Genomic DNA, 16,331 nt, shown 5'->3' on the forward strand with positions numbered 1-16,331 from the left:
CGGCAGCGCCCGCCCTGGGGGCGGCGGGGTGGCCCTCCGCCGGAGCGCAGGCCGACTTGCGGAAGACTACGTTCGACCGACGGGCGCTGCACCGCCGGTGCCGCGCCGGCGCGCGTACCCCGCGCCCCACGCCGGCGCGGCACGTTGCGGTGCAAGCCGCCGAGCGTTTCTGCACCGCCCGCCGTACCAGCCCGCCAGGTCGTTGCCGAGCACCGCCGGAGGGCCACCCCGCCGCCCCCGCTCGGAACCGCCGAGCGTACGGACCCGCGGGGCGCGCGCCCCGCTAGCGGTGGTGCGCCGCGAGATCCGGGTGCTTCTCTAGGAACTCGTCGAAGGTCCCGTTGAAGTCGAGCACCGGCTCGTCGTCGCGCAGCGCCCAGATGCGGGTCGCGACCTCGCCGATGAGCTGCTGGTCGTGGGTCACCATGAGCACGGTGCCCTCGTAGCGACCGAGCCCCTCGCTGAGCGCCGCGATGGCCTGCAGGTCGAGGTGGTTGGTCGGCTCGTCCAGCACCAGCACGTTGTCCTTGGTGCGCATCAGGTTCGACATGAGCAGCCGCACGATCTCGCCGCCGGAGAGCGTGTCGGTGGGCTTCATGCGCTCCTCGCCGGAGAAGAGCATCCGGCCGAGCAGGCCCGAGATCTCCTCGTTCGAGAGCTTGTCCTCGAGCTCGCGCAGCCAGCCGAAGGCGGTGGTGCCGGGCCGGATGAGCCCGGCGTGGTCCTGCGGCAGGTAGCCCACCGACGCCTGGTGACCCCAGGTCACGGTGCCCCCGTCCGGCTTCAGCTGGTCGACGAGCATCTGCACCAGCGTGGTCTTGCCGACGCCGTTCTTGCCGATGATGGCCACCTTCTCGCCGCGGGTGACGAGGGCGCTGAAGGGGCGGATGATCTCGCGGCGGCCGTAGCTCTTCGCCAGGTCCTCGACGGTGAGCGTCTGCTTCCCGGAGGGCTTCGCCTGCTCGAACTTGATGAAGGGGGCGGCGATGTTGGAGCGCTTGAGATCCTCGAGCTTGAGCTTCTCCATGGCGCGGATGCGGCTCTGCACCTGGGAGGCGCGGGTGCCGGCGTGGAAGCGCGCCACGAAGTCCTGCAGCTGGGCGATCTTCTTCTGCTTCTCGGAGTTCTCCGCCTCGACGCGCGAGCGCACCTGGCCCTTCTGCCGGACCATGTCGTCGTAGCCGCCGGTGTAGGTGATGATCGTCTGGTAGTCGATGTCGGCGATGTGGGTGCAGATCGCGTTCAGGAAGTGCCGATCGTGCGAGATGGTGACGAGCACGCCCTCGTAGGCGTGGAGGAACTTCTCCAGCCACCGGATCGACTCGATGTCGAGGTTGTTGGTGGGCTCGTCGAGGAGCAGCGCCTGCGGGCGGCCGAACAGCGCCTGCGCCAGCAGCACGCGCAGCTTGTACCCACCGGCGAGGGCGCGCATGGGCTGCTCGTGCGCCTCCTGCGGGATGCCGAGGCCTTCCAGCAGCTCGGAGGCGGTCGCCTCGGCCGTGTAGCCGTCCTCCTCGCCGATGATGCCCTCCAGCTCGCCCAGTCGGTGCCCGTCCGCCTCCGAGATGTCCGCCTTGGCGAGGAGCCGGTCCTTCTCCTGCATCGCCGACCAGAGCGCGGGGTTGCCCATGAGCACCACGTCGAGGACGCGGTCGTCCTCGTACCGGAACTGGTCCTGGCGCAGGATCCCGAGCCGCTTCGGCTTCAGGATGTCGCCGGAGTCGGGCTCCTCGTCGCCGGCGAGGATCTTCATGAAGGTGGTCTTGCCGGCGCCGTTGGGACCGGTGAGGCCGTAGCGCCGCCCGGGCGGGAACGCGACGTTCACGTCCTCGAAGAGCTTCTTCGGCCCGAAGGCCTTGCTGACGTTCTGAACTGAGATCATGTGGAGAGGCCGCGCGCGCCGGTGGTGAGGACTGCGCGCGGGCGCGAGGCGCGGCCCGGCGGTTTCTTAACCGAAATCGGGACGGTTGGCGAGGTGGGATGGTAGAGGCTTCCCCGTGAGCGAGCGCGAGCGCCTCTTCGCGGCCTGTGCGCCCGGGCTGGAGCAGGTCCTGGCCGCGGAGCTGTCCGGCCTGGGCCTCGAGGCGCGCGCCGTCCCGGGCGGCGCCGAGGCGAGCGGTCCCTCCGCGCTGGCGCTCGCCTGCCTGGGCTCGCGCGTGGCCGACGCGGTCGCGCTCCGGGTGTTCGAGGGGCCCGAGCGCGGCCTCGCGGGCGCCCTCGCCGCCGCGCGCGCCCGGTTCGGCGCGGGCGCACCGCTCGCCGTCCGGCGGGATCGGGGGACGGCCACCCTCTCGCTCGACGCCGCCGGCGCGCCGCTCTTCAAGCGCGGCTGGCGGGCGCGGGTCGGGGCAGCGCCGCTGCGCGAGTCGCTCGCGGCGGGCGTCCTCCTCGCGGCCGGGTTCGACGGCTCGCAGGCCTTCCTCGACCCGATGTGCGGCTCCGGCACGCTCGCCCTGGAGGCCGCGGCGATCGCCACCCGCCGCGCGCCCGGCCTCGGGCGGTCCTTCGCCTTCGAGCGCTGGCCGGGGCACGACCGCGCGGCCACGGAGGCGGTCCGGGCGCGCCTGGCGGCGCTGGCGCGCGAGGCGCCGGCGCCCATCCACGCCTCCGACCGCAACATGGGGGCGCTCCGGCTGGCGCAGAAGAACGCGGCCGCGGCCGGCCTCGCCGGCGCCATCCACTTCGATCGGCGGGACGCGGCCGAGGCGGAGCTCCCGCCCGCGCCGGGCCTCCTCGCGGTCAACCCACCGTACGGCCTGCGCCTGGCGGAGGAGGTCGAGGCGGCCTGGCGCGCGCTGGCCGCGCTGCTGGCGCGCGCGGTCGGGTGGCGCGCCGCCGTGCTCGCCCCCGATCGCCCGCTCGAGCGCGCGCTCCCCGGGACGCCCGCGCGCGTGCTCCGCGTCCGCAACGGCGGCCTGCCCTGCCGCCTCCTGCTGTACGGCGCCGCGCCGCCGCGCGGCGGCGCGCACGAGCCCCCGCCGGGCACCTGACCCGCTCGGCCGCTCCCCAAGAGAGCCGTCGCCCTGCCGAGCCAAGGCGCTGCGGCCAGCCCATCATCTACCGCGTGCTGAGACGCCTCCGTCAGCGCCTGTCCGCGAAGAACCTCCTCGTCCCCTCGCGCGCGCGCCAGGGCGTGGCGAAGCTCGCGGTGCGCCGGGTCGGGCACACCTTCCGCAACGAGGTGGTGGCGCTCCGGAACGTCGACATCGACGTGCACTCCGGCGAGTTCGTCTGCCTGCTCGGCCCCTCCGGGTGCGGGAAGTCCACCCTGCTCTACGCGCTGGCCGGCCTGGTGAAGCCCTCCGGCGGCCACATCTCGCTCGACGGGCGCGACGTGACCGGCCCCGGGCCGGACCGGGTGCTCATGTTCCAGGAGCCGGCGCTCTTCCCGTGGCTGACCGTGCGGCAGAACCTGGTCTTCGTCCTGCGGGGCCGCCGCCTGGCGAAGGCCGACGCGGAGGCGCGGGCGGCCGCCTTCATCGAGCGGGTGGGCCTGCACGGCTTCGAGGGCGCGCTCCCGCACGAGCTGTCCGGCGGGATGCGCATGCGGGTGGCGCTGGCGCGGGCGCTCGCGATGGACCCGGCGGTCCTGCTCATGGACGAGCCGTTCGGCGCGCTCGACGCGCAGACGCGCGCCAGCATGCACGACCTCCTGCAGCAGATCTGGATGCGCGACCGCAAGACGGTGGTCTTCGTCACCCACAACATCCGCGAGGCGCTGGTGCTGGGCGACCGGGTGGTGGTGATGGCCGGCCGCCCCGGCCGCGTGCTGCAGGATCTCGAGGTGCGGCTGCCCCGCCCGCGCGACCCGGACGACGAGGCGCTGGTCGAGATGTCGCGCCGCATCCGCGCCATGCTCGGGCGCGCCGAGCTCATCACCGATACGCCGCCGCCCATCGGCGGACGGAAGGAGGTCGCGGATGAAGGGACCGCTCCTGGAGAGGGCCGCGTCTCTGGCGGCGCTCCTCCTCCTGTGGGAGCTGGCCTCTAGGATCGGGCCCTGGCCTCACTACCTCTTTCCGGGCCCGGTGGCGGTGGCGCGGAGCCTGGGCACGATGATCGCCGACGGCCGGCTCGGCGCGGCGGTGGTGCGCTCGCTCGGGCGGCTCGGGCAGGGTTACGTGCTCTCGGCGCTGGTGGGCGTGCCGCTCGGCATCGCCAACGCGCGCCTGCGCTGGATGCGCTCCACCGTGAAGCCGCTCGTGCTCGGCCTGCAGGCGCTCCCGTCCATCTGCTGGCTCCCGCTGGCGCTCCTGTGGTTCGGGCTCTCCGAGCAGGCGATCGTGTTCGTGGTGGTCATGGGCTCGCTGCTCGCCATCGCCATCTCGACCGAGGACGGCGTCGCCGCCATCGATCCGCTGCTCCTGCGCGCCTCCGGCGTGCTGGGCGTCCGCGGGCCGCGCTTCTACCTCGGCGTGCTGCTCCCGGGCGCGCTGCCGGGCATCGTCACCGGGCTCAAGCTCGGGTGGAGCTTCGCCTGGCGCGCCCTCATGGCCGGGGAGCTCCTCTTCGTCGCCGGCGGGCTCGGCCAGCTCCTGCAGGCCGGCCGCGAGCTGCTCGACGTGCCGCAGGTCATGGCGGTCATGATCGCGATCGTGGCGGTCGGCTCGGTGGTGGACCAGGTGCTGTTCCGCCTGGTCGAGGTGAAGATCCGCCGGCGCTGGGGCCTCACGGAGGCGGTATGAGCCGGCGCGCGCGGGCCGCGGCCCTGGTCCTCGCGGCCGCGACGGCGCTCGCCGGCTGCCGGCGGGGCGCCGCGCCCAGCGGTCCCCTGCGGCTCGGGTTCTTCCCGAACCTCACCCACGCCCAGGCGCTCGTCGGGACCAGCGAGGGGCTCTTCGCCCGCGAGCTGGGCGGCGCCATCACCTTGCGCCAGTTCAACGCGGGGCCGGCCGCGATGGAGGCGCTGCTCGCCGGGGACGTGGACGTCGCCTACGTGGGCCCCGGCCCGGCGGCGATCGCGTACCTGCGCTCGCACGGCGAGGCGCTGCGGGTGGTGGCGGGCGCGGCCTCCGGCGGCGCGGTGCTGGTCGCGAGGACCGCCCGCACCCCGCGCGAGCTCCTCGGCAAGCGCGTCGCCACCCCCCAGCTCGGGAACACCCAGGACATCGCGCTGCGCGTGTGGCTCAAGCAGCAGGGCCTCCGCATCGGCGAGGGCCCGGCGGCGGTGCAGGTCCAGCCGCTCTCCAACCCGGACATCCTGGGGCTCTTCGGGCGCGGCGAGCTGGAGGCTGCCTGGGTGCCCGAGCCCTGGGGCGCGCGGCTCCTGGCCGAGGCCGGCGCGCACCTCCTCGTGGACGAGCGCGACCTCTGGGAGGGGCACCGCTTCCCCACCACCGTGATCGTGGCGAGCCGGGCCGCGCTGGCCTCGCGGCGCCGCGACGTGGTGGCCGCCCTGCGCGTCCACCTCGCCCTCACCGAGCGCTGGAAGGCCGACCCGGCCGCCTTCGCCCGCGCCGCCAACGCGCAGTACGGGCGCCTGACCGGCCATCCGCTCTCCGAGCCCATCCTGCAGGACGCCTTCTCGCGGCTCGAGCCGGTGGCGGATCCCCTCGCGCCGCAGCTCCTGGAGGGAGCCCGGCACGCGCAGGAGCTCGCCTACGCGCCGCCCGGGGACCTGACCGGGCTGGTGGACCTCTCCTTGCTCGAGGAATCGCGCGCGGGGGCGGCGCGGTGACGAGCCGCGCCACAGGGAGTCTCCCGGGGCGCCGCCGCCGTGGAGATGTTGCAGACCGGCCACGCTCGCGTCGCGGGCGCCCGGCAGGATGGCGACATGGAGAGCCGTGAGCTCGAGCTCCAGGTGGTCGAGGGGGCGCTCGCCGGGGCGTCGGTCGAGCCGGAGCGGCTGGCGCGCCTCGCCAGGCTGCTGGGGTACGACGAGCGGCTGCTCCTCCACTTCCGCCGGTACCACGGCCCCTGGCGCACGCGCCTGGCGCGGCTGCTGACCGCCGCCGGCGACGCGCGCTCCTGGACGGCCGCGGCGCTCGCCCTCCTCGCCACCGGGCGCCGCCCCACCGTCCACCTCGGGCTGCGGGTGGGCCTCGGCGCGCTCGCCGGCGCGCTCGCGGCGCAGGCCCTGAAGCGCAGCCTGAACCGCGCGCGGCCCACCACCGCCATCGAAGGGTTCGAGGCGCTGGCGGAGAACCCGGACGCGTTCTCCTTCCCCTCCGGGCACACCGCCGCGGCGTTCGCGGTCGCGGTCGCCGTGGCGGGCGAGCCGTACTTCGCGGGCCCCCCGGCGCTGCTCCTCGCCACCGGCATCGCGCTCTCGCGGATCTACCTCGGCGCCCACTACCCGCTCGACGTGGCGGTGGGCACGCTCCTCGGCGCGGCGGCGGGCGCCGGCACGCGCCTCCTCGTCCCGTGACGGTCCGGGATCCCGCGAGTCCCCACTTCCTCCTCGCCCCGCCCGCAGCTCGGAGCGGTTTCGCGCGAGCGGGCGGGGTTCGGCAGGGAGGGGCGCGGCAGGTGGGCGGGGGTCACCGCGGCCGCGGGCGCTCCTGGACGTTGGGGCGTCGCGCGCGAGGCGGGGCCGCACGTTCGAGGCGGCCGGGCGTGGTCCGGCTCACAGCGGTTGCTGACAGTAAACGCGTGTGACCAGCGGCGGAGGGGTACCGGGCAGACCTGCGTTCACGGCTCGTCACGATCGCCCCGCAAGGGAGCTTGACGCGTTCCCGCGCGGATCGCGCTTCGGCGGACGCGAAGGCGCGAGGAGGCCTCTCCCGCGGCCGCCCCGGGCGACTGGAAGCCTTTACGATCGGCCGAGCCCTTTCTCGCCGGGTGTGGCCGCCGAGCGGTCCCAGCGCGAGCCTCGCGCGTCCCAGGAGGCCCGCGAAACGCATGAGACACTCTCCGTATGACCGACGCCCGCGCGCTCTCCCGCCGCATCGCCTCGCTCCTCGCCGAGGAGCGGAGCCGACTCGCCGAGTTTCTCGTCGCCCTGGCGGACTTCGACCGCCAGCGCGGGTGGGGCACGCTCGGCTACGCCTCGCTCTTCCAATACCCCGAGCGCGAGCTCCGGCTCACGAGCAGCGCCGCCGCTCGTCGGATGACCGCGGCTGCGCTCGTCCAGCGGTTCCCCGCCGTGGTGGAGCCTCTCCGCGACGGCCGCGTGTGCATGTCGGTCGTCTACGAGCTCTCGAAGGCGCTCACCCCTGAGAACGCGGGCGAGGTGCTGCCGCGCTTCTACGGCCTCTCGAAGCGCGCGGCGGAGGCGCTCGTCGCCGAGCTCAGGCCGTTCGCGAACCCGCCGCGGCGCGAGGTGGTCACGGCCCTCGCGCGCTCCGCCCCGCCACTGCGCGCGAGCGCGCCCGCGGAGGCGCTGACCGCCGCGCCTGCACCCGAACGGACTTCGCCGGCGAAGTCCGAAAGGGTACAGCCAGACGCAGACCTCTTCTCCGCGCCGGCTCGCCCGCGCGACGAGGTGGTGCCCCTCGACGCCGAGCTCCGCCGCTACCACGTCACCGTCTCGAAGGCGTTCCTCGCCAAGCTCGACGCCGCCAAGGACGCGCTCTCCCACGCCATTCCCGACGGCGACACCGAGGCGGTGCTCACCGCCGCGCTCGACCTCCTCCTCGAGAAGACCGACCGCCGGCGCGGCCTCGTGAAGAAGCCCCGGCCGGCGCCTCAGAAGCCCTCCGCTGACCCGCGCCACGTCCCGGCGGCGGTGGCTCGGGAGGTGTGGAAGCGGGACGGCGGCCGGTGTGCCTTCCGCCTGCCGGACGGGAGCGTCTGCGGCTCGACGAAGCGGCTCGAGCTCGACCACATCCGCCCGGTGGCGCTCGGTGGGCGCAGCACCGCCGACAACCTGAGAGTGGCTTGCTGGGATCACAACTCCCTGCACGCTGTGCAAGTCTTCGGCAGGGAGCACATGGACCAGTTCCGGAAGGACGCGGACCGAAGCGCTCCATCCACCGCCGCTGGCGGAAGCACTTCTGGGGCGTGCGGAGAGGGCGCTGAGGCCGCTGGCTCGACGCGGACGCAGCGACGACGCGGTACCGGATCGTGAGCCGATCTCGCGGACGGCGCCGCGGACGTGGGGGCGGCGCCTGGCCGGCGGCGCTCGCCGGACGGTGCCGCCTGGCTCGACGAGGCGGCGACCGCTGGACGGCCACGCACCTCTCGGCCCGCTGGGACGTGCCTAGGGCGACTTGTGGCGAATCATGAGGCGCAGCGGGGAGAGAGAGTGGGCGAAGCAGCGTGGGCCGCTCCTCGGCGCAGGGGCCCTCGAGCCGCGGCGCGGGTGCGGCGTGGTCGCCGGGGGACGCCCCTGCTATGTTCCCGGGCGGCCGGGGGGCAGGAGGGAGCCAGGTGGAGAACATCACCATCGGTGAGCTGGAGGCCGCGTTCGACCGCGGCGCCGCGGGCGAGCTGCACGTCCAGCTCCGGGGGAAGAGCACGAGCCGCGACGCCGGCAAGGAGCTCGCGCCGCTGTTCGACCGCGCGCTCGCCGCGGCGCGCGCCGAGCAGCTCGCCGTGACCCTCCACTTCGAGCGGCTCGAGTACTTCAACTCGTCCACCATCGCCGCGCTGGTGCAGTTCATCCGGGCGGCGCAGGACCGCGGCGTGCCGCTCACCGTGCGCTACGACGCCGCGCAGAAGTGGCAGGCGCTCTCCTTCGACGCCCTGAAGCGCGCGCTGCGCCCGCCGCAAGGGACCGCGCCCATGGTGGTGTTCGCGGCGGACGACGGGTAGCGGCGGCCGCGCTCTCCGGCCGGGCGGCGGACGGTCAAGCCTCCCGCCGCACCAGCATGAGCGTCACGTCGTCGGCCTGCCGCACCTGGAACCGCGTCACCTCGCCCAGGATGGCGCGCAGCGCCTCGGCCGGGCCGAGCGCCGCCGCGCGCCCCAGCGCCTCCGCCAGGCGCGCCTCGCCGAACATGGCGCCCTCGCGCCCGACCGCCTCCACCGCGCCGTCGGTGTAGAAGAGCGCGGCGTCGCCGGGCGCCATGGGCACCACCTGCTCCGGCACCTCCCCCTCCACCTCCCGCACCAGGCCCAACCAGGCGCCCTCGTTCACGACGGTCTCGACGCGCCGCTCCGCCGCCCTCCAGACGAGGAGGTCCTGGTGCTTGCCGGCCAAGACGAGCCGGTCCGGCTCCAGGCGCACCAGGTTCACCGTCATGTAGCGGCCACCGCCGAGCCGCGAGACGTCCTCGAAGAGCACCCGGTTCACGGTGCGGAACACGCTCGCGGGGCCGAACGTCGGGTGGTGGTGCACCACCGTCTGGACGGCGGTCTGCGCCATCATCATGACGAGGCCCGCCTCGACGCCGTGGCCCGAGGCGTCGCCGATCGCCACCCAGCGCGCCCCGGCGTCGCTCTCCACGATGTCGTAGTAGTCGCCGCCCACCTCGGCGGCCGGCAGCATGAGCGCGGCCACCCGGTACGGGCCGAGCGCCCGGTCCGGCGGGAGCAGCGCCGTCTGGATCCGGGTCGCCACCTCCATCTCGCCCCAGAGCGCGTCGCGGGCGGCCTGCAGGTCGCGGCGCGCGCGGACGAGCCGCGCGTTGGCGTCGGTGAGCGCGGCGCGGGCGCTGAACTCGCGCTCGACGAGCCGGTGCTTCACGTGCCCGAGCACCACGCCGATCACGGCGGTCCCGCCCAGGAAGTACAGGTGGTCGAGGAGCCGGCCCGGCTCGTACGGCCCGCCCCAGCGGAGGTTCGCCGCCACGTACACGGCGATGGTGAGGAGCGAGTTCAGCGCGGAGTGGACGGCGCGCCAGGGAAGGAACAGGTTCACCGCCACGATGACGAGGTTCAGGCCGGCGTAGTAGCTCGAGTCGAAGCCGCCCTGGTCGACCGTCATCCAGGTGATGGCCCCGCCGACGAGGAGCGAGGCGCCGTAGCCGTGCAGGTAGCTCCACCGGCCCGGGCGCGTGGTCTTCACCACCACGACCTGCAGGGCGAGGCCCGCCACCACCACCGCCCGGTAGAGCGCGCAGCGCGCGAAGAGCGCCGGGGGGAGCACCCGCCAGTCGAGCACCAGGAACAGCGGGACGAGGACGATCCCGACCAGGGCCGTGGTGGCGCTCCACGCCTGGACGAGCTCCTCGACGTAGGCGTCGAAGTCGCGGCGCCCGGGCTCGGCGCCAGCCGCGGCGACGGGCAGCGCCGGAGCGTCCATCAGATGGGGTCCCGGGTGCGCAGCCAGACCGCCGACACGGCCAGGCGGCTCTGGCCGTCGAGGTGGAAGTCGAGCAGCCCGCGCCCCTCGCAGGCGATGCGGGCGAGGCCGAGCCCGCCGCTCGCCTCGGCCGGCAGGGCGGCGAGCGCCTTGAGCCGCTCCACGTAGGCCTGCATGGGGTCCTCGCCGCGCAGCGACCGCAGCGCCTCGCGGACGCGACGCAGCTGCTCCGGCGTGCCGCCCACCGGGTTCTTCACCTCGATGGTGACGTCGCCGGGGCTGATCCTGACCCGGAGCTCGATCGCCTCGCCCGCGGCGTACGACCCGTACTTCACGGCGTTCTCGAGCAGCTCGCGCGCCACCATGCAGAGCGGCTCGATCTCCTCGGGGGAGAGCCCGGCCCGACCCAGCGTCTCGTGGCACGGCTCCCACGCGGCGAGGATCGCGTCCCACGCGGGCGGCAACCGGAGGTCGAGCGCGACCGCGTCCATGAGGGCCGCATGTTAGCCCAGGCTGGGGACGATCGGGCGGGAGCCCGGCACGCCGCCGCCTCCTCCCTCGTCGGGGGGACGGAGCGGCGCGCCCTCCGCCGCTGGCGCGCTCAGCGCGCGAGCCGGCTGCGCGGGTGCCGCACGTCGGTGCCGCGCACCATGTAGATGACCATCTCGGCCAGGTTGATGGCGTGGTCGCCGAACCGCTCCAGGTGCTTGGCGGCGAACATGAGGGCGGTGGCGCGCCGGATGGCGCGCGAGTCCTCCATCATGAGCGCCAGCAGCTCGTTGAAGATCTTGAGGTAGAGCGCGTCGAGCAGCCCGTCCCCGCGCATGACCTCCTCGGCCCGCACGGCGTCGCGCTGCACGAAGGCGTCGAGCGCCTTGGCGAGCTGCGCCTCGGCCGCCTCGGCCAGCGAGGTGAGGTCGTGCTGCGGCCCGAGCGGCGGGGCCTGGTGCAGCTCGAGCGCGCGGTCGGCGACGTTGACCGCGAGGTCGCCCATCCGCTCCAGGTCGGTGACGATCTTGAGCGCGGTGGTGATGAAGCGCAGATCGCTCGCCGCGGGCTGGCGGAGCGCCAGCAGCCGCCGGCAGGCGTCGTCGATCTCCACCTCGAGCCGGTTCACCTCGGCGTCGCTCGTCTTGATGCTCCGGGCCAGCTCGGCGTCGCGCTCGACCACCGCGCGCACGCTGCCGGCGATGGCGGCCTCGACCTTGCCGCCCATGGCGAGCAGCTTGTCGCGGAGCTCCTGCAGCTCGCGGTCGTAGGCCTTGTCGGTGTGGGTGGTGGGCATGGTGGCGCCGACGTTACCCGAACTTCCCCGTGACATAGTCCTCCGTCCGCTGCTCGCCCGGGTTCGTGAAGATGCGCTCGGTGGCGCCGGTCTCGACCAGCTCGCCCATGTAGAAGAAGGCGGTGTAGTCGGAGACCCGCGCCGCCTGCTGCATGTTGTGGGTGACGATGACGATGGTGTAGCGCTCCTTGAGCTCGTGCATGAGCTCCTCGATCTTGGCCGTGGCGACCGGGTCGAGGGCGCTCGCCGGCTCGTCCATGAGCAGGACCTCCGGCTCCACCGCCAGCGCGCGGGCGATGCAGAGCCGCTGCTGCTGCCCGCCCGAGAGCGAGGTGGCGGGCGCCTTGAGGCGGTCCTTCACCTCGTCCCACAGCGCCGCCTGCCGCAGGCACCGCTCGACGATCTCGTCGAGCGTGCCGCGGAAGCCGTTGAGCTTGAGGCCGGCCGCGACGTTGTCGCGGATGGACATGGTGGGGAACGGGTTCGGCCGCTGGAAGACCATGCCCACCCGCCGGCGCAGCAGCACCGGGTCCACCCCGCGCCGGTAGAGGTCCTCGCCGTCGAGGAAGACGCCGCCGTCGGAGCGCGCGCCCGGCACGAGCTCGTGCATGCGGTTGAGGCAGCGCAGGAAGGTGGACTTGCCGCAGCCGGACGGGCCGATGACCGCCATCACGGAGCTGGCCGGCACCTCCAGGGAGACATCGCGCAGCACGTGGCGGTCGCCGAACCAGGCCTGCAGCCGCTCGACCCGCAGCTTGGGGTCGGCGCTCACGCGTGCCCCCCGCCGGCCGCGCTGCGCCGGAGCGCGAAGCGCGCGAGGAGGTTGAGGCCTCCCACGAGGAGCAGCAGCACCAGGGCGGCGCTCCAGGCCTTCTGGTGCCAGTCCTCGTAGGGGCTGATGGCGTAGTTGAAGATCTGCACGGTGAGCGAGGCGGTGGGCTGGTCGGGTCGCACGTTCCAGTACTGATTGTTGAGCGAGGTGAAGAGCAGGGGCGCCGTCTCGCCCGCGGCGCGGGCGATGGCGAGGAGCACGGCCGTGACGACGCCCCCCAGCGCCGTCCGCAGCACGACCCGGAGGCTGGTCTTCCAGGCCGGCACCCCGAGCGCCAGGGACGCCTCCCGGAGCGACTGCGGCACGAGCCGCACCAGCTCCTCCGTGGAGCGGGCCAGGGTGGGGACCATGAGCAGCGCCAGGGCGAGCCCGCCGGCCAGCATCGAGAACCGGTGCATGGTGACGACCACCAGGCCGTAGGCGACGATGCCGATGACGATCGAGGGGACGCCCGAGAAGACCTCGGCGGTGAACCGGACCGCGCGGCCGAACGGGCCGTCGCCGCGCTCGGCCAGGAACACGCCCGCGCCGATGCCGAGCGGGAGGCCGACGAGGCACGCCAGCCCGACCAGCATCGCCGTGCCGAGGATGGCGTTGCCCACCCCGCCCCCCGGCTCGCCGACCGGCGTGGGGAGGGAGGTGAAGAACGAGAGGTTGAGCCCGGCCGCCCCGTGCGAGACCACGAGCCACAGGAGCGAGCCGAGCGGGATCACCGCCACCAGGACCATCGCCCCGCACAGGATGGTCACGGCGACGTTGACGGTGCGGCGCAGCGCGAGCGACCTCATGCCGCCGCCCTCCCGCCCCGCGCGACGAGCCGCACCAGCAGGCGCGCGGCGGAGTTCATCACCAGCGCCAGCCCGAACAGCACCAGCGCGAGCCCCGCCAGCGCCCCGAGGTGCAGCGCGCCGCTCGCCTCGGCGAACTCGTTCGCGATGACCGCCGGCAGCGAGTACCCCGGCGCGAAGAGCGAGGCGGAGATCTCGGGCGCGTTCCCGATGACCATGGTGACGGCCATCGTCTCGCCGAGCGCCCGGCCGAGGCCGAGCAGCACCGCGCCCAGGATGCCGGGGCGGGCGTACGGCAGGACCGCGAGCCGGATCGCCTCCCAGCGCGTGGCGCCGAGCGCGAGCGCGCCCTCGCGCAGCGAGGAGGGGACGGTCTTCAGCACCTCGCTCGTCACCGAGGAGATGGTGGGGAGGATCATGATGGCGAGCAGGAGGCCGGCCGCGAGGTAGCCGAGCCCGATGGGCGCGCCCCGGAACAACGGCAGGAAGCCGAGGGCGCGCCCCAGCGCCGGCTCGACGTGGTCGCGCAGGAGCGGCACCACCACGAACAGGCCCCAGAGCCCGTAGACGACGCTGGGGATGGCCGCCAGGGTCTCGATGAGGAACGACACGATCGGCCGGAGCCGGGGCGGCCCCATCTCGGAGAGGAACAGCGCCAGCCCGACCGAGACCGGCACTGCCACGAGCAGGGCGACGCCGCTCGTCACGAGCGTGCCGTAGACGAACGGCAGCGCGCCGAACGAGCCCAGCACCGGGTCCCAGTCGCGGTCGAGGAGGAACCGCAGCCCGCCCTTGGCCAGGGCGGGCTGCGCGACCCGGTAGAGCTCCAGCACCACCACCCCGACCACCAGCAGCACCGCCCCGCCCAGCGCGGTCAGCACGGCCGCGAACAGGCGGTCGCCGGCGTGGCCGCCGGCGGCGGCGCGCGGCGGGCGGGGCGGGGCCATGGTCGAGGGACCGCGCGCGGCGGTCGCGAGCTCAGCGGGAGGTGGCAAGGGAGACCGGCTTCCCCTGGACGGTGATCGAGGCGAGGGTCTTCTCGAGCTGCGCCACCACGGGCTTCGGGAGCGGGGCGTAGTCGAGGCCGGGCGCGGTGTGCTGCCCGTCGTGGACGGCCCACCACAGGAAGTGCACCAGCGCCTCGCCCTTCGCCTTGTCCTGCTGATCCCGGTACACGAGCAAGTAGGTGAAGGAGGCGATCGGGTAGGCGTCCGCGCCCCGCGCGTCGGTGATGGAGACGCGGTAGTCGGGCGGGACGTCCACGCCGGCCGCGGCGGCGGACGTGGCCGCGAGCGAGGGCCGGACGAAGTGGCCGTCGTGGTTCTTCAGCGAGGCCATGGCGAGCTTGTTCTGGGTGGCGTAGGCGAGCTCGACGTAGCCGAGGGCGCCGGGGGTCTGCTTCACGAGCCCGGTCACGCCCTCGTTGCCCTTGGCGCCGAGGCCGGCCGGCCACTTGACGCTCTTGCCGGCGCCCACCTTCGACTTCCACGCCGGCGAGACCTTGGCGAGGTAGTCGGTGAAGATGGCGGTCGTGCCGGAGCCGTCCGAGCGGTGGACGATGGTGACCGGGACGTCGGGGAGCTTCGCGCCCGGGTTGTCCTTCGCGAGGCGGGGGTCGTTCCAGCGGGTGATCTCGCCCAGGAAGAGCGCCGCCAGCGTCTCGGGGGTGAGGCGGAGGTCGGCCACCGGGGCCTGGTAGGTGACGACGACGGCGCCGAGGACGGTCGGGACGTGCTGCAGGCCGGGGGCCTTGGCCAGCTCCTCGTCGGTCAGGGGGGCGTCGGAGGCGCCGAAGTCGACGGTGCGCGCCGTGATCTGCTGGATGCCGCCGCCGGAGCCGATGGACTGGTAGTTGAACCGGAGCTCGGGCTTCAGCTTGTTGTAGTCGCTGAACCACTTGGAATAGAGCGGGAACGGGAAGGTCGCCCCGGCGCCGGTGATGAGCAGCGAGTCGGCGCGGGCGGAGCCGAGCGCCGCGAGGGCGAGGAGCGCGGCGAGGCGCAGCGTCTTCATCATGTGGTCTCCTTGAGCCTTGAAATCGGTCGCGGAGGGTTTAGGCCCGGCGCGTGGCGGTTCGGTGACGGCGGGGTGAAGGTTGCGGGAAGCCCGCTCCCGCCCGCTGGTTCTAGCGTCTTCGCCGCCCGCGGCCGGGGCGCGTCGTCACGCCCCGGGCAGCTTCACCCAGAAGCGGCTCCCCGACGCGCCGCTCACCACGCCCACCTCGCCTCCCTGGGCCTGCACCAGGTGCTTGACGATGGCGAGGCCGAGGCCCGTGCCTCCCTGCTCGCGCCCCCGGCCGGGATCGGCCCGGTAGAAGCGCTCGAAGAGCCGCGGGAGGTGGTGGGCGGCGATCCCCGGGCCGCTGTCGGCGACCGTGAGGAGCACCTCGCGCTCGCCGCGCGCGGCCGACACCTCGATCCGGCCGCCGGCGGGCGTGTACTTCACGGCGTTGTCCACCAGGTTCACGAGCACGTGCTCGAGGGCCCGCCCGTCGGCGCGCACCGCGAGCGGCTGCTCGACGGCGCCGGTGAGCGCGAGGCGCTTCTCCGCCGCCCGGCCCGCGTGCAGCTCGAGCACGGTCTGCACGAGCGGCTGCAGCTCCACCCGCTCGAGCTGCATCACCCACTGGCCGGACTCGACCCGCGACAGGTCGAGCAGGTCCGCGGTCAGCCGGGAGAGCCGCTCCGCCTGGCGGGCGATCATCTCCGCGAACTGCCGCGCCGCGCCGGGGTCCTCCAGGGCGCCGCCGAGCAGCGTGTCGGCGGCGCCGCGGATGGCGGCGATCGGGGTGCGGAGCTCGTGGCTCGCGTTGGCGACGAAGTCGCGCCGCGTCGCCGCGGCCCGGCGCGCCTCCGTGACGTCGCGCAGGAGCACCAGCACCTCGCCCCGCAGGAGCGGCGCCACCTGCGCCTGGAACGATCGCCGCCGCGCCGGCAGCTCGAGCTCGATCGCGCGGCCGGTGCCCTCCAGCGCGCGCCGCACCGCCTCGTCCAGCTCGGCGGAGCGGGTGATCTCGATGGGGGAGAGCCCGGTGGCGCGCCCGCTCGGCGCCAGCGCCTCGAAGGCGGCGTTGGCGGCGCGGATGAGGCCGTCCTTCCCGACCACCGCCGCCGCGTCGGGCAGCGCGGCGAGGATCTCCCGCTCCGGCTCCTCCTTGGTGCGGGCCCGCTCCTCGCGGGTGTGGACGAGCCCGCCCAGCAGCTCGAGCTCGGCCGGCAGCTCGGCGCGCGGCCCGCCGGCGAGCTCGTCCTGCAGCGCCCGGATCGCCTGCGCCAGCCGCGTCTTGAAGAGCGCCACGGC

Annotated in this window: 16 protein-coding genes; 7 read left to right on the forward strand and 9 right to left on the reverse strand. The window is 74.5% G+C overall.

What is annotated here, in order from left to right; all coding sequences use genetic code 11:
- Positions 1-283 precede the first annotated feature (283 nt).
- Positions 284-1,882, reverse strand: a complete 1,599-nt coding sequence (locus tag HWY08_RS02810; protein WP_176062665.1) for an ABC-F family ATP-binding cassette domain-containing protein — start codon at positions 1,880-1,882, stop codon at positions 284-286.
- 115 nt (positions 1,883-1,997) lie between these two features.
- On the opposite strand from HWY08_RS02810, the gene HWY08_RS02815 reads away from it, so the two are divergent.
- From HWY08_RS02815 to HWY08_RS02845, 7 genes are all read left to right on the forward strand, one after another.
- A complete protein-coding gene (locus HWY08_RS02815; RefSeq protein ID WP_176062667.1) occupies positions 1,998-2,990 on the forward strand; it encodes a THUMP domain-containing class I SAM-dependent RNA methyltransferase in 993 nt (330 codons plus the stop codon).
- Positions 2,991-3,064: 74 nt separating this feature from the next.
- Entirely contained in the window at positions 3,065-3,991 is a 927-nt protein-coding gene (locus HWY08_RS02820) for an ABC transporter ATP-binding protein (RefSeq protein WP_176062669.1), read from the forward strand.
- Positions 3,921-4,685 carry an ABC transporter permease gene (locus HWY08_RS02825; protein ID WP_176062671.1) on the forward strand — a complete coding sequence of 255 codons (765 nt, stop codon included), beginning with the start codon at positions 3,921-3,923 and terminating at the stop codon, positions 4,683-4,685. The genes HWY08_RS02820 and HWY08_RS02825 overlap by 71 nt, the downstream gene beginning before the upstream one ends.
- Positions 4,682-5,677, forward strand: coding sequence for an ABC transporter substrate-binding protein (locus tag HWY08_RS02830; RefSeq protein ID WP_176062673.1), 996 nt, complete (start codon positions 4,682-4,684; stop codon positions 5,675-5,677). The genes HWY08_RS02825 and HWY08_RS02830 overlap by 4 nt, the downstream gene beginning before the upstream one ends.
- A 96-nt stretch (positions 5,678-5,773) precedes the next feature.
- On the forward strand, positions 5,774-6,367 hold the full coding sequence (locus HWY08_RS02835; protein WP_176062675.1) for a phosphatase PAP2 family protein: 594 nt from the start codon (positions 5,774-5,776) through the stop codon (positions 6,365-6,367).
- A gap of 489 nt (positions 6,368-6,856) precedes the next feature.
- Positions 6,857-8,008, forward strand: a complete 1,152-nt coding sequence (locus HWY08_RS02840; protein WP_176062677.1) for an HNH endonuclease — start codon at positions 6,857-6,859, stop codon at positions 8,006-8,008.
- Between the two features lie 302 nt (positions 8,009-8,310).
- Positions 8,311-8,694: a hypothetical protein gene (locus HWY08_RS02845; protein ID WP_176062679.1), complete on the forward strand. Its 384-nt coding sequence runs from the start codon at positions 8,311-8,313 to the stop codon at positions 8,692-8,694.
- A gap of 34 nt (positions 8,695-8,728) precedes the next feature.
- Here the strand turns inward: HWY08_RS02845 and HWY08_RS02850 are convergent, their stop codons facing one another.
- The 8 genes from HWY08_RS02850 to HWY08_RS02885 form a co-directional block, all read right to left on the reverse strand.
- Positions 8,729-10,126: a PP2C family protein-serine/threonine phosphatase gene (locus HWY08_RS02850; protein ID WP_176062682.1), complete on the reverse strand. Its 1,398-nt coding sequence runs from the start codon at positions 10,124-10,126 to the stop codon at positions 8,729-8,731.
- Positions 10,126-10,617, reverse strand: a complete 492-nt coding sequence (locus HWY08_RS02855) for an ATP-binding protein (protein ID WP_176062684.1) — start codon at positions 10,615-10,617, stop codon at positions 10,126-10,128. Before HWY08_RS02855 ends, HWY08_RS02850 begins: the two co-directional genes overlap by 1 nt.
- 110 nt (positions 10,618-10,727) lie before the next feature.
- Positions 10,728-11,411, reverse strand: a complete 684-nt coding sequence (phoU, locus tag HWY08_RS02860) for a phosphate signaling complex protein PhoU (protein ID WP_176062686.1) — start codon at positions 11,409-11,411, stop codon at positions 10,728-10,730.
- A 13-nt stretch (positions 11,412-11,424) separates the two neighbouring features.
- Positions 11,425-12,165 carry a phosphate ABC transporter ATP-binding protein PstB gene (pstB, locus tag HWY08_RS02865; protein ID WP_371869292.1) on the reverse strand — a complete coding sequence of 247 codons (741 nt, stop codon included), beginning with the start codon at positions 12,163-12,165 and terminating at the stop codon, positions 11,425-11,427.
- A gap of 14 nt (positions 12,166-12,179) precedes the next feature.
- Positions 12,180-13,031 (reverse strand): phosphate ABC transporter permease PstA, encoded by an 852-nt coding sequence (gene pstA / locus HWY08_RS02870; protein WP_176062688.1) that lies wholly within the window; start codon positions 13,029-13,031, stop codon positions 12,180-12,182.
- Positions 13,028-13,978 (reverse strand): phosphate ABC transporter permease subunit PstC, encoded by a 951-nt coding sequence (pstC, locus tag HWY08_RS02875; RefSeq protein ID WP_176062690.1) that lies wholly within the window; start codon positions 13,976-13,978, stop codon positions 13,028-13,030. The genes pstA and pstC overlap by 4 nt, the downstream gene beginning before the upstream one ends.
- 31 nt (positions 13,979-14,009) lie before the next feature.
- Positions 14,010-15,047: a phosphate ABC transporter substrate-binding protein PstS gene (gene pstS / locus HWY08_RS02880; protein ID WP_176062692.1), complete on the reverse strand. Its 1,038-nt coding sequence runs from the start codon at positions 15,045-15,047 to the stop codon at positions 14,010-14,012.
- A gap of 144 nt (positions 15,048-15,191) precedes the next feature.
- Positions 15,192-16,328, reverse strand: coding sequence for a sensor histidine kinase (locus tag HWY08_RS02885; protein WP_176062693.1), 1,137 nt, complete (start codon positions 16,326-16,328; stop codon positions 15,192-15,194).
- Between the last annotated feature and the right edge of the window lie 3 nt (positions 16,329-16,331).

The organism is Anaeromyxobacter diazotrophicus, assembly GCF_013340205.1.
Lineage (GTDB): Bacteria > Myxococcota > Myxococcia > Myxococcales > Anaeromyxobacteraceae > Anaeromyxobacter_A > Anaeromyxobacter_A diazotrophicus.